The following is a 13,043-nucleotide window of genomic DNA, read 5'->3' as shown; positions in this document are numbered from 1 at the left end:
GCCTATAAAACGTGGCTGAAGCTCCAACCTTAAGGCTGCCTTAAACGGTAGTCCGGTCACTCCTGCGGCAGAATGAGCGTCACGACGAAACCGGAATCAGCCTGACGAAAATCAAGTTCCCCGCCGAGCTTTCGCATCGCCATGTCGACAATCGCCAGGCCAAGGCCGCTGCCCTCGCCATGGGCCGAATGCCCTCGCTTGAACCGCTCCCTGAAAGTCGCCTGATCTTCCGGATTTATGCCCTGCCCTTGATCCGTCACTTCGATTTCGACCCTGGGACCGTTCTTCAGTGCACAAATCTCAACGCATGAGCCTTCCGGCGAATACTGAATCGCATTCTCGATCACGTTGCGCAGGGCCAGACGCAGGAGATTCACGTTTCTCAAGGTCACCATTTCATCCGGTTGCATGCGAAGTTTCACGGAGATGCCACGCCTGCTGCTCTGGGCTTCAAGATCGGAACGAATGTCCTCCATTATCCCTGCGAGCCGCACCGTCTCGATCCCGTCGCCGCGATCCGCCGAATCGACGAGCGCCAGGTCGATAAGCTGGCGGACAAGACGCCCGGTCCGGTCAACGCTCGTCGAAATATGCGCCAGCGCCTTGTCTCGAACATCATCCTCTTTACTCCGCAGCGCCACCTGAGCCTGTGTCTTCAATCCGGCAAGCGGGGTCTTCAACTCGTGGGCGGCATAGGCGATAAACGTCTTCTCACGCTCGCGGGCTGCCTCCACCCGCAGGAAGAGGGAGTTCAGCGATCTGAGCAAGGGCTTGATTTCGCTGGGCGTGTCCCTGTTTTCGATGGCGTGCAGTTCATCCGCAGACCTCAACCCCAGTGACATGGCGATCCTGTTGAGCGGTCCCAGCCCCTGTCCAACACTCAGCCAGATCAGCACCGCAAGGATCGGCAAAATGGCAACGGCCGGAACGAGTTGCCCCTTGACCACATCGGCAACCAGCCTGTCGCGTATCTCCAGACTGTCGCCCACAAGAACACGGGCATTGAGGTTCGGATTCACAACCGCAAAGACACGCCAACGGACACCATCGACGATGGTTTCGCTAAACCCATCGCGATTGTCTGTGAGCGATTCACGCGGCGCACTTTCCGACCGGCTGACAAGTTGCCCCTGAAGCGACCATATCTGGCAGGAGAGCTGCCGTCGGTAGTCCCCCTGAAGATCGAACGGCGAAGCGGTGTCGGTGGCTTTCGTGTCATCCACGGCGGCAGCCACATTGATATGGTGATCGGTGAGGAGCGAGCTGACCATGCGGGCGGCTTCCATCAGTCGCGCGTCCAGCACCCGCTCGACCTGATGCTGCACGCTGAAATAGGTCCACATGACGGCAAGCAGCCAGAGGGCTCCCGTCGTCGCCAGCAGGATCGCAAAAAGCCGCAACCGGATCGAACGCATCAGGGCATCCCCAATCTGTAGCCAACCCCGCGCACCGTTTCGATGGCGGCACTTCCAAGTTTGGCGCGCAGCTTATGCACATGCACCTCGATCGTATTGCTCTCCACATCCTCCTGCCAGCCGTAGAGACGCTCTTCCAGTGCCTGTTTGGAGTGAATTGCCTGGGGACTTTCCATGAGCGCATGAAGGATCGAGAACTCGCGGCGCGACAGGATTACGGTCGACCCATCCCGAAGAACCTGCATCGAAGCGGGATCCAGCGTCAGCCCTCGCAGACTGATCTGCGCACTCGCCCGCCCAACGGCGCGGCGCATGATCGCCCGCAGACGGGCGGCAACCTCATCCAGATCGAAAGGTTTGCCAAGATAATCGTCGGCACCCGCATCCAAACCGTCGATGCGGTCTCCAACCTCATCCTTGGCCGTCAGGAGCAGGACGGGAATCCGGTTTCCACTGCGACGCAAGCCGTTCAGGACATCCAGTCCGGAACCGTCCGGCAGCATTCGATCAAGCACGACCGCATCGAAATTATCCGTCGCCAGCGCCTCCGACGCATCGGCGGCCGTTGTCACGCCGTCCGCGACAAAGCCGCTCAGCTTCAAACCTTCCCGTAACCCGTCGAGCAGGATCGGATCATCTTCGACAATGAGAATTCGCAATCATGCCTCCGCAAGCGGTCCATCCAATTTTGCCATGCACGCCCCAGCTTAAGCCTGCCTTAAGCTCCCGGCGAGATCAGTCCCGGCATGGAAGAATACATGAAAGGATATGCCGGATGCGCATATTGGCGTTCACATTTGTGATTCTGGCGCTTTTCAGGGTCGTCTCCCCGGCGGCCGCGCTGGAAACACCACTTGCCATGGACCAGGCGTTCAAGGCAACGGTCGAGCGAGGAAACGACGGCCGCGCCATCATTCGCTGGGCGATCAATGACGGCTATTATCTCTACCGTGACTATCTGAGCGCAGAAGGCGAGGACGGCCGCAAACTGGAAATCCGGTCCCTCCCCGGCGAGATGAAAGAGGACCCCAGTTTCGGCTTTACCGAGATTTACTACAAGACCGCAACGGCATCGATTGCCGAAGCGCCGGCAAAATTCCGCCTTACCTATCAGGGTTGCCAGGACAAGGGGCTCTGCTATCCGCCGACCACCAAAACGGTCGACATGGCAAGCCTGACCGTGAGCGCTGAAGGTGTGTTTTCCCAAAACAGCTTCGCTAAAGCCGCACAGGCTTCGGCCGGCGTCTCCATGGACGCCACACAGGAAGGATTTTCGCTGGCGGAGGATAGCGCGCAGACGGCGGTCGATCTGCTGCTGGCGGATGGCGGATTGATCCTGCTTCTTGCCGGATTTCTCGGTTTCGGATTACTGCTCGCCTTCACGCCATGCGTTTTCCCGGTGTATCCGATCGTTGCGGCCATGCTCGCCCGGGAAGGTGAAAAACTGACCGCGCGGCGCGGCTTCCTGTTGTCCGTGTCTTATGCGTTTGCGCTTGCATCCGCCTTCGGGCTGATGGGAATGGCCGCCGCATGGTCAGGGCAAAACCTTCAGGTCGCACTGCAATCGACCTATGCAGTAGCTGCTATATCCATCCTGTTCGCCGTCCTCGCGCTCGCAAATTTCGGCCTTTTCCACATTCAGCTTCCCGCCGTGATCTCTGCCCGGTTTGCGAAATCACCGCAGGGCGCGAGCACGATTCCCGGCGCGATGCTGCTCGGCTTCTCCTCGGCATTGCTCATCGGACCTTGCGTCACGGCTCCCCTGGCAGGTGCGCTTCTCTATATTGCCCGCACCGGCGATGTCGTCATCGGTGCCGCCGCACTATTTGCCCTTGGACTGGGCAAGGGAATTCCCCTCGTCATCATGGCGACCGCAAGCGGCAAGGCGCTGCCGAAAGCAGGGCTGTGGATGGAAAAAGTGCGCCAGATTTTCGGCTTCATGTTTCTGGCCACCGCGCTTTGGCTGGCAACACCGCTCATGCCGGAACGGCTGACATTGCTCGGATGGGCAATACTTGCCCTTTCCTTCGGCGTTTTTGCTTTCGGTGCAGGGGCCGGCGATCAAAAGTCCGGTGTTAGCGTGCTTTCCCGCACGACGGGTCTCGCATCCATTATCTGGGCAATCTTGATCTTTGTCGGTCTCGGCATCGGCGCAACGGATCCGCTCTCTCCCCTGAAGCCGCTGAGTTCCGCCAGCGGCTCCGGATCGCTCGCATCGATAAAGAAAAGCGACTTCCAGAAGGTTTCCTCCATCGCAAGCCTGGGAGCCCGGCTCGACAGCTCGCCGCCACAGGAACCGACACTCCTCTATGTGACAGCGGACTGGTGCGTGACCTGCCGCACGATCGAACGCTCACTTTTAACCGCACCCGATGTGGTTGAAGCGTTGAAGGGAGTGAACCTCGTCAGCCTGGACCTGACAAAACTGGACGCGAATAAACAGGCGTTGCTTTCGACATTGAAGGTGGTCGGTCCGCCCACGATGGTTTTTCTCGACAGCAACCGAAAGGAGCCGGAAGCAACACGGCTGATCGGCGAATTCTCGGCCGCAGATCTGGCAGCATCGGCTCGCAGGGCGCAGGGATCGCCTCCGTGAACGACGTCGCGATCAATCCTGCCGCATTGCCGGTATCCAATAATCCAACAAGGAAAATTCTGATGTTTTCACGACGCGATTTCATGGCCGGCGGACTGGCGGCTTTTAGCGGAGCGCTGGTGCCTGCAGGAGACGGCTTCGCACAGCAGGTCAGGATGGACGAGGTGTTCTTCGACAGGAACGCACCCGTGCTCGGAAATCCCAAAGGCAAGGTCACGATTGTCGAATATTTCGATTATCAATGCCCCTACTGCAAGACCTCACATGCCATGGTGAAAAAGGTTGTCACACATGACGGCGACATCAGGCTTGTTTTGAAGGACTGGCCGATCTTCGGCGGCGCATCTGTCTTCGCGGCACAGGCGGTGCTGGGGGCCGCCCAGATCGGTCAATATGAAATCGCCATGGAAGCGCTGATGAAAACAAAAGCGCGTATTTCCGAAAACGATGTCGAAAAGGCCCTGACCGGCGCCGGATTGGCGATGAAAGACATCGCCGCAGCGGTGAACAGCAATAACAGGAAAATCTCCGCGCTGCTCGATCGAAACTATCGCCAGGCGCTCGCCTTCAACTTTGTCGGCACGCCGTCCTTCGTCATCGGCAAGACAATCTATCCCGGTGTTCTGGATGAGAAAGGCCTCAGGGCCGCCATTAAACAGGCCCGGTCATAATTCGCAAATCTCCCCCGGAACAACGCCCCCCTTCATCGTGACTGTCAGGGGAGTTGACAGTGGAAATCGTCCTAAGGAACCCTTCGATGCCCTATAATTATCTCACACGAAATTTCCCGATCGCTGCCGTTCTGTCGAGCCTGCTGCTTGTCTCCCCTTCCGTGGCGCAGGATGCGGCGAAGAATGGATCGAACGACGGACTTCCGGAAATTCTTCGTTCTATCGAGCTTCAGGGCATTAGAATCCTCGGAGAAATGGATGTTCCGGGAGGGCTGAGAGGATTTGCCGCAAAGGCCGGAGCACAACCGATCGCGATCTATTTGACCCCTGACAATAAACACGTTGTCGTCGGCACCCTGGTCGACGCCACGGGACAGGACATGGCTGCGGCGCAAATGAAGAAAATGGTTGAGAAGCCGATCCTGGAAGATGGCTGGAGCCAGCTTTCCCAGTCAACCTGGGTTCAGGATGGAAAGGCCGATGCTCCCCGGATCGTCTACACTTTCACCGATCCCAATTGCCCCTATTGCAACAAATTCTGGCAGGCGGCGCGTCCATGGATCAACAGCGGCAAGGTTCAATTACGACACATCATGGTCGGCGTCATCAGACAGGATTCACCTGCAAAGGCGGCCGCCATACTCGAAGCGAGGTCTCCTTCGGAGGCATTGAAGGAAAACGAGCTGAAGCACAAGGATGGCGGCATCGCCCCTCTGCAGTCCGTGAAGGAACAGACCACGGCCAGCCTCGACCGCAACGCCAATCTCATGACCGAGCTTGGTTTCGGAGGCACGCCCGCAATCATCTTCAAAAAAGCCGATGGCACCATCGGAACCGTTGCGGGCATGCCGCAAGATTCAGCGCTCGAAATGATTCTGGGTTCGAGATAATTGAGAATTCCAGAAAGAGACGCTTTTGCAAATTGCCAATCAAACGCATCGAATAAGTAAAGTTTAGGGATGAATATCATATAAGCGGCCCCGCCATGTTGCGTGCGGCCGTCATCAATCTTGCCCACTTAGTGACAACAAAAAAAGCCCGCATGAAGTGGGCTTTTATCTGGTTGCGGGGCGTGATCATACGGAGACTACCTCCTCCCACCTTGACTACCACTATTAAAAATCAAAATATTGATCATTAAAAAATCAATTGCCTTCGCCCCACCTTGGGATTTGCGGGTCGATCTGCTCCTGTTCCATGACTTTTGAACCCGGTTCCGAGAAATAGCTCACAAGATCGGATATCAATGAAGTAGATGTTTCACTTGGCCGCAACCTGGAAATACCGGAGACGACTTCTCCGAACTCTTCCGCGAGTTCACGCGACATAAGATGCGGATGCAAAGGGCGGCCCAGCGCCCGCTCAATTGTTCGGAAAATCCAGGTACCGTCCGGATCTATATCCGACCAATGAAAAAACGGAACACTCTCGGGCAGGGTGGATGCCAGTTCGGCAAGCGCCTTTTGTGTCGCGAGCGACGGGTATCCGCCCACGTAGAGCACCAATCCTAATCTATCTGGATCTGCCTCCAGAACATGCCTGTTGAAGCTTGCAAAATTCTCTATCGTAAGAACGTAGGCCGGTGATTTATCGAAACTTATTCGCATCATCGCGGTTGGTGGGATGCCAAGATAGGGTAGAGACGGCTGAACGGGTTGTAGATCCAACAAAAACTCGCCAGACAGGAGCAGTGGCGGGCCAAAACGTTCGAGACCGAGGGCCGCAAAGGCGGCACGCGCGCCGCTTGAGAGCGGCACATCGACAACCTCCGCAATCAGGCGCAAGACGGCCGCCTCAAGCTTCTCAAGTGCCTTGCTGTTTGCCACAGTTCGCCGCGAAAACGTACGGTAATCCAGCCCGCGATGGGATCCGTCCACGATGGCCTGTGCCAGGATTATGGCTGTTCGCATGGACGCGGCATCATCGATACCGAGATGAGCCCATGTCCGGTTTCTCGACCACGCCTCAATGGCCGATAGCGCCACCTCACGAAGCTTCGGATGAATATCCAGATCATTGAGCATCGTCTCGCCGACGCCAACCGCGGCCTGACGCGCTGGCGTCCGGCCAAGATATTTATACAACAACCCTGCATCGACTAGCCTGATATACTTTAGCTCTGCATATCTTCGCCCTTTGCCGTAGACGCTCTCAATGCCACCTGTGCGCTTAGCCTCGGCGATCGACTTCACGAAAGCGTCGTTTGCCGTGACATTGGCAAACCCATTATAGTCCGGGTAACCAACGGGATGAGCCGTACCGGTTTCAAAACGATCAAGCAAATCATGGAGCAGGTTTTCCGCATTGTGGAACTTGCGAACCATTGAACTATTCCGCCGCCATTCGCTGAGCGGCCTCCTCGTCACTCCACGTCTCCGGATTCATGGCGAGGAGTTCGTCACGGGCAAGTTGACCAACGTAGACGACGTCAGCTGACGATTGGTCGTCGATGCGGTCGATCTCAACCAAGGTATGCATGTAACCGCTAATGGCGACCTTTTTCTCCAAAGGAGCGGCAATCGCCACTTGCAAGCCGAGTTCGGCATAAAACGACATCATGGCACGCTGGTTCTTGCCATCCATCTTCGAGAATGCCTCGTCGAACAGAGCCGGAGACATGCCTTTTACACCAACATGAGATTTAGAGCTTCCATATATAGAGGCAAGCGAAGCGCCGATGGCGACATAGAGAGGCACTTGTTGCTCGGCGCCCGAACCCGTGTTGCGTCGGGTTTCCCAGCGGGTTTTGGCTTTGGTCCGAATATCCTCCATGTGGATTTCGAACGTATAAAAATTCCTGTAATCTTCAAACGCCGACACGTCCTTATCTGGGTCCTCCAGCAATTGCTGAACCGCATTGATGGTATCCTTATAGGGAAAGTCGTCAGATACATTAGGCTTGAACAAAGCATCGAGGGCGTCGTCAGACATCCTGCTGATCTCTATAATTTTCAGGATCGGCTGAAATTCGGCCTCCGCCGACCTGTGGAACGAATAGGTCTCATGATGAAACGGATGCCCTTTGAGGCTGCGATTGAGGGCTTCGATGTCGCGTTCCATCTTCGAGACCCGGGTGTTGAGCGCGTTGACAAACTCCCCGCGGAACAGGATGGAGGCGCGTTCAGATGCTTCGCGAGCCCTGTCTTCATAGCGCCGCAACTCGTTGCTTTCGATATCCTCGATCAGAACATCCATCCAGGGTTTGATATCGGTTAATAACGCACTCTCCGGGCCGACCTTCGAACTCACGCCAAATTTGGGGTTGTTGAAATAAGAGTGCAGCGCGCTGCGGGTTTTGAGTTCGGTGACACGATTGCGCTCTGCCGCCCGTTTGGTCGCGTCTTCAGCCTGCTGACCCAATTTGCGATGTGCTGCCGCTTCGTCGCGCTCCATTTGACCGATAGGGACAGAATCTTCAGATCGAGATTTCCTCAGCGACGCCAATTTTTCTCGATAGGCAATACGACCTTCCGAATAGCTGTATAGCTTGCGTTGCGCACGATATTGGGATCGTACAGTTTTCAGGCTTGTATTAGACCCTTCTGTTCCATACGTACTTGTCAACGCACGCTCACCACTCTGTGCGTCAACAAGATATCTGCTGATGCGCGCATCGATAGCCCTCAATTCAGCCTCCTTGCGTTCCAGAAACCCCTTCTGTGCGAGAAGCCGGTTCTGCAACCCATCGTCGCCCGCAGCGTCAATGGCATCGATACGCATTTGCGCGTCTTTGGTTCTTGCCAAGTAGTCGTCGAGCCTGTCCAGCATGTCCACAAGCCAGTCAGTCTCCTGACGCGAGAAAGGTTCAAGCGCGGCAAGCGAACGCGCCAAAAGCCTGTCTTCTTGCTGTAATGCCGAGAGGCTTTCGCCTTTCTGTATAAAATCATCCTGCAAATTACGCAGATGATCGGCCTGTGCCGCTTTCCCAATTTTATGGTCGCGAACATTGATAGATCTATGGCTGCGGACAAGGCCATCGTCATAAAGGCCATCTTGCATCAATGCCCGACCAGGCAGGTTGAATTCACCGAGTGTGAGGGCAAGACGGACATTGCCATATCGACGCTGAAGAAACGCGCGAGCGTCGGCATCATCCGTCCTGAACAGGGCGGGAAACGTTCCTGCCTGTGGATTATCGCGAAACTCTGCAAGCTTGTTCAGACTGACCAGAGATGCACCTCGGAATTCTCGCCGTCCCTCACGAAACAACGCGGTGGCGTCCTGAATCCTGTCGCGCTCCACGAAGACAGCCTCTCGGTCACGACCCAACAAAGCTTCAGCGGCGGCGGTCCAGCCAGGGTCCTTGACGTCGAGCAGATCGCACAGAGGGCGGGCATCCATGCCACGGCTTTCGAGCCGGCGTATGAGCAACTTCGTTTCCGCTGAGAGATACGTGGCAGAACCTGGCTCACCCGATTGCTCCAGCGCCTTCCGAAGATCGGTTATGTCCTTCTCCAACTGGACGATTTGCGCTGCAAGGTCACGACGGCGTTTCTCGACCTTCGAAACGACGCCAGGGGCGTTCGCCCTCAGCGCCTGCTCAACATATCTCAAACCGTTCCGATCTGCCTCGCGCCGCACAACTGACGTCCAGTAGGCGCCGATAGTGCCTCCATCATCAAACGCAGGCATCAGCTCCGCAAGATCACCCGCCGCCTTACGCCGTCTATCGACGTCTTTCACCAGCCGATCGCTTTCAGCTGTGCTGGTCTTCAGCGCCTCCTGCCAATAATCGCGTCCCGATTTGGCCGCGTAGGCAGCAATTGATTTGATCAAGCGCTCGATTTCGCTCTTTGCTTCAGCAATTCCCTCAAGGGCAATACTCCGATCCTCTTGTTCCGCCTCGATAAAACGCTTGGCTTCGGCAATTTGCACCTTGATGGCTCGATTTTCAGCACGGGATGCGAGCCAGCGCCCCCGGCGATCGAGCCATTCCGCCAACGCCTTTTGATGCAGACTCTCTTCAAAAGCGGCAATCTGAACCCTGATCTCCTTAAGAGCTTCCAGTTTCTCGCGCAGGGTGACAATGGTCGCGCTGACACCGCGATAGGTTTCAATAGAACTACGCAACTCGCCGATCTTGATCGGATTGTCTTCGAGAATGAAACGACGAACGAATTCCGTCGCGGAATATCCCTGATTGAGCGTCATCGCATTGACGATGGCCTTCAACAATGCAGAAGCGTTTTGCTCAGCATTTGGCAAACTGGGAACAAGCCGCCGCATGTATTCACGAACAAAGTCGATGGCCCTATCGCGATGATTGATGAAATTATCCGCCCCGACAGACGCAATTATCCGCGTTTTGACGTCGTCCCATTGAGCTTCATAGATACCATCGGCCCGAGCTTCCGTGAAATCTGCGGTCGTCATCAACTTGCCCGTGCAGACGAACCGTCCGAGTATCGTCTCCGACGTGTCCGTGCTGCGTGCTTCAATCGCCAGACCGATGGTCACTGGGGGTCGCTTATTCTCCGTATCCTCAAAACCGAGCGCGATATAGGTTAAGCTTTCCGGGCGCTGGACATCTCCATCGCCCAAGGTTCCAAGGCAATAGCTAAAGACCGAGCGTTTTGACGACGAGCGCCCCTTGCCACTATCCCCTGCCACCGCATTCAATCGGAGATACTGTCGACTTGCGCCCGACAATACGACCTGCACCATGTCTAGGATCGTGGATTTGCCCGATCGGTTTTCGCCGAGAATACCGAAATTCCCACGAACTTCGATATCCTCCACCTCGAACAGATGCCAGTTGACCAATGTCAGCCGCCGCAATTCCATCATGTCGCACTGTCCTCAATAGGGGAACCATTCATGTCGTCGGTAGCAAGCGTTGCGTTTGAGTACAAACGCACTTCCTCGCTTTTTATATATGTTTCGAGGCGGGCGAGAGCGTCAGCGCCGCTGATGAATTTGATCATCGGCCGGATTTCGATTTCCCGGTCATGAGCGTCGCGATCGAACTCACCGATCCAGATGAGATTGCGAGCGGCAATATCCTTCAGCAGCTCAAGAAAACGCGCTGGGCTTATCATCGGTTTAGCGCTGTTTTTTAGCATTTCACGGTAGCGCTCATGCAAGACGTTGACCGTAGTAACCGCAATAGCTCGTTCAATCAGATTGCCGACATCGGCTTCCTCCTGCCAATGGCTTCCTAGCACGAGAATTGCGATCGTTTCGTCAAGCCGCATCTTCGGAACGGACGATAGGTCATCATCCTCAAAAAGGATACCGACCCATTGTTCATCCGCGTTCCTTTGAACGCGATAACCAATACTATCAAAAAAATGATCAACGATATGTCGGAAACGATTATCGGTCACAGTATTGTAAATGGTTGCGACACCGCGATCTCCTGAATAAACGAACTGGTTTCGCAACAGGTAGCGGCACGCTTTTCTCAGATCGGCCGCTTTATCCACGCCGAAAGTCGCTTCGACAGTCTCAAATTCATTCAGCATGTCTGGCCTCTCGATGTGACGGATTGCCAAGATGACGGATAGAAAAGTTGCTGCAACGGAGCCATTCGCAGTCATGTGGCGCGCTGTCTGGCAAATATTCGAGTTCGAATTGGCGTGCCACGGGGCCTGGTATTTCGCCGGTCAGCGCATAACGTCGCGCAGCGTTGAATGCCAGAAAGTCGTCGACGGTCTGCAACTTGATAAATCGGGCCTCGACAGTGTGGTGAGAAGCCAGAATGCGGGCAAGAAACTGGCGCACGCGTTCGGGAGAAGGAGAAATGCGCTCAAGATATTCAGATCGCATCCGCTTGCGAAACGCGTAAAGCGGATCGGAAGGACGTTTGGCAAGCGGTCGCGCCTCAATCGGTAGCTTTGTCTGCCTCTGTGGCGCAAGCTGACCTGCCGACCACGGCAGGAAAACACGCTCCACCGAAGCCGGAACAGTTGGCTCCATATACCGCTCTGGATTTGCAGCCAGAAGAACTTCCAACCGCCCGACGATACCCCGAGCACGCGATGAAAGTCCCCGCTCTCCTTGTTCGGCGTATTTCACTGTGTTTCGCAATCGCGTTTCAAGGGCGCGGCGAAACTGTGTGATGCGCTCGAACATATCGCTGATTGTATCGAATGTCGTTTCGATCGATATAAGGTCGCTAACTGCCTCAACATGCGCATGGTGGACATTGGAGGCCACTCCGATTTCGATGTAGCCGTCCGCTATGATTGCGAGCAAATCTGCGGAGTGAGCAATACGGCGCGCCGTCGTGACAATCTGATCGCGGAAGCGGTATGGGTGGTTAAAGGTCAATATCGCCTGAAAATCTTTCAGGACGAGTTCGCCGATAAACTCCTCGAAATATGTATCCATCTTTTGGCGCAGATTTTCCGATTCCATCAGCGATTTACGGATGCGCCGAAGATCCGACAGAATCGCTCGAAGCGTTTTGACGAACTGGTCCGCCTGAACACGCGCCTCTCTTAAAGCATGGACTGCGCTTGACCGCGCTCTTTCAGGATTTTCCGTGGATAGTTTTTCGACCAGCTCAAGACTGGTCTTGATATGGACGACAAGACCGCCAAATCTTTGCGAGACGTCCGACTTCAGACTTGACAGTCGCTGAACGACCAGAAGCGCACCCATCGGCATATCAGTCGTGACCTTCAGACCGTACTCTTCTTCCTCCAGCCAACCGGTTCGCACAAGGCCCTGATAGACCTGCTGGGCAGCTTTTAGCGCGCGGTCACCTGTCTCACCTCCACTTCCGGCGAATTTCAGCCGGCGACGCCCCTTCGAAACCACCTCAGGCAGTCCATCGATGAAATCGTCCTCATCAAGAAGTAACTGCGGCCGCAGAGCGATGATGTCATAAATGACGTGCACTACTTCCTGCGGTGTGGGGAAGACGGCTCCGCTTGAGAAGAAGCGATCATGAATTCCAAGCAGCGAAGCCTCGTACAGATACCGATGTTTGCGCGAAAAAATCAGAAACGCGTCGTCATTCAAATATCGGAACAGCGGCATATGTGATGTACCATAAAGCAACGAATTAACACTTATGGTAGCATTTAAAATCGATATTCAAAGAGGCCGCGAAACAGAATCGCAAATATTTAATTCTGCCGGGAGAAACCGGCCACAACTCGATTAGAGCGCAACACGGCGGTCGGCGCATATTATTCCGACCTCTCAGCCGCGATTACGCGCGAGCACAGCTACACACCAACTCTCGTACAATCTGTTATTTCAACGCACGAAGTCAGACCGCCGCCGCCGAAAGCCATGTCGAACCAGAAATGGTCGGTTGCCTCCCGCTCGTGGCCTCTTCGCACTTATCCCGTTTGCCGCCAAACATCAGCATCCTCCCACTGACCCGCGATCTCGCCCGAAAGTTTTCGG

The 13,043-nt window shown here is 55.4% G+C and carries 9 protein-coding genes; 3 read left to right on the top strand and 6 right to left on the bottom strand.

The window, feature by feature from the left end; all coding sequences use genetic code 11:
• Positions 1-56 precede the first annotated feature (56 nt).
• Both ACQZ60_RS24385 and ACQZ60_RS24380 read right to left on the bottom strand, forming a co-directional pair.
• Complete coding sequence (locus ACQZ60_RS24385; protein ID WP_035264298.1) at positions 57-1,415, bottom strand: ATP-binding protein; 1,359 nt, start codon at positions 1,413-1,415, stop codon at positions 57-59.
• Positions 1,415-2,074: a response regulator gene (locus tag ACQZ60_RS24380; RefSeq protein WP_035264295.1), complete on the bottom strand. Its 660-nt coding sequence runs from the start codon at positions 2,072-2,074 to the stop codon at positions 1,415-1,417. Before ACQZ60_RS24380 ends, ACQZ60_RS24385 begins: the two co-directional genes overlap by 1 nt.
• 125 nt (positions 2,075-2,199) lie before the next feature.
• Between ACQZ60_RS24380 and dsbD the strand changes: the two genes are divergently transcribed.
• From dsbD to dsbG, 3 genes are all read left to right on the top strand, one after another.
• Complete coding sequence (dsbD, locus tag ACQZ60_RS24375) at positions 2,200-4,011, top strand: protein-disulfide reductase DsbD (protein ID WP_448736307.1); 1,812 nt, start codon at positions 2,200-2,202, stop codon at positions 4,009-4,011.
• Between the two features lie 62 nt (positions 4,012-4,073).
• On the top strand, positions 4,074-4,682 hold the full coding sequence (locus ACQZ60_RS24370) for a DsbA family protein (protein WP_448736306.1): 609 nt from the start codon (positions 4,074-4,076) through the stop codon (positions 4,680-4,682).
• A gap of 59 nt (positions 4,683-4,741) precedes the next feature.
• Entirely contained in the window at positions 4,742-5,572 is an 831-nt protein-coding gene (gene dsbG / locus ACQZ60_RS24365) for a thiol:disulfide interchange protein DsbG (RefSeq protein WP_448736305.1), read from the top strand.
• Between the two features lie 255 nt (positions 5,573-5,827).
• Here dsbG and ACQZ60_RS24360 read toward each other — a convergent pair whose 3' ends face one another.
• Genes ACQZ60_RS24360 through ACQZ60_RS24345 form a run of 4 tightly spaced genes read right to left on the bottom strand, consistent with a single transcriptional unit; the run spans position 5,828 to position 12,668 of the window.
• A complete protein-coding gene (locus ACQZ60_RS24360) occupies positions 5,828-7,006 on the bottom strand; it encodes a Wadjet anti-phage system protein JetD domain-containing protein (protein WP_448736304.1) in 1,179 nt (392 codons plus the stop codon).
• A gap of 4 nt (positions 7,007-7,010) precedes the next feature.
• Positions 7,011-10,469 carry an SbcC/MukB-like Walker B domain-containing protein gene (locus ACQZ60_RS24355; protein WP_448736303.1) on the bottom strand — a complete coding sequence of 1,153 codons (3,459 nt, stop codon included), beginning with the start codon at positions 10,467-10,469 and terminating at the stop codon, positions 7,011-7,013.
• Positions 10,466-11,146 (bottom strand): DUF4194 domain-containing protein, encoded by a 681-nt coding sequence (locus ACQZ60_RS24350; RefSeq protein WP_448736302.1) that lies wholly within the window; start codon positions 11,144-11,146, stop codon positions 10,466-10,468. Before ACQZ60_RS24350 ends, ACQZ60_RS24355 begins: the two co-directional genes overlap by 4 nt.
• Entirely contained in the window at positions 11,136-12,668 is a 1,533-nt protein-coding gene (locus ACQZ60_RS24345; RefSeq protein ID WP_448736301.1) for a Wadjet anti-phage system protein JetA family protein, read from the bottom strand. The genes ACQZ60_RS24350 and ACQZ60_RS24345 overlap by 11 nt, the downstream gene beginning before the upstream one ends.
• Positions 12,669-13,043 lie beyond the last annotated feature (375 nt).

It is taken from the genome of Agrobacterium sp. 22-223-1, from assembly GCF_053522385.1.
Note: the sequence above shows the minus strand (reverse complement) of the source record. Positions and strands in the feature narration are given on the sequence as shown.

What these genes read in the sequence shown, in the direction of transcription:
- ACQZ60_RS24385 (WP_035264298.1), bottom strand. Translation starts at nt 1,415, where the DNA reads ATGCGTTCGATCCGGTTGCGGCTTTTTGCGATCCTGCTGGCGACGACG.
- ACQZ60_RS24370 (WP_448736306.1), top strand. Translation starts at nt 4,074, where the DNA reads ATGTTTTCACGACGCGATTTCATGGCCGGCGGACTGGCGGCTTTTAGC.
- ACQZ60_RS24360 (WP_448736304.1), bottom strand. Translation starts at nt 7,006, where the DNA reads ATGGTTCGCAAGTTCCACAATGCGGAAAACCTGCTCCATGATTTGCTT.
- ACQZ60_RS24355 (WP_448736303.1), bottom strand. Translation starts at nt 10,469, where the DNA reads ATGATGGAATTGCGGCGGCTGACATTGGTCAACTGGCATCTGTTCGAG.
- ACQZ60_RS24350 (WP_448736302.1), bottom strand. Translation starts at nt 11,146, where the DNA reads ATGCTGAATGAATTTGAGACTGTCGAAGCGACTTTCGGCGTGGATAAA.
- ACQZ60_RS24345 (WP_448736301.1), bottom strand. Translation starts at nt 12,668, where the DNA reads ATGCCGCTGTTCCGATATTTGAATGACGACGCGTTTCTGATTTTTTCG.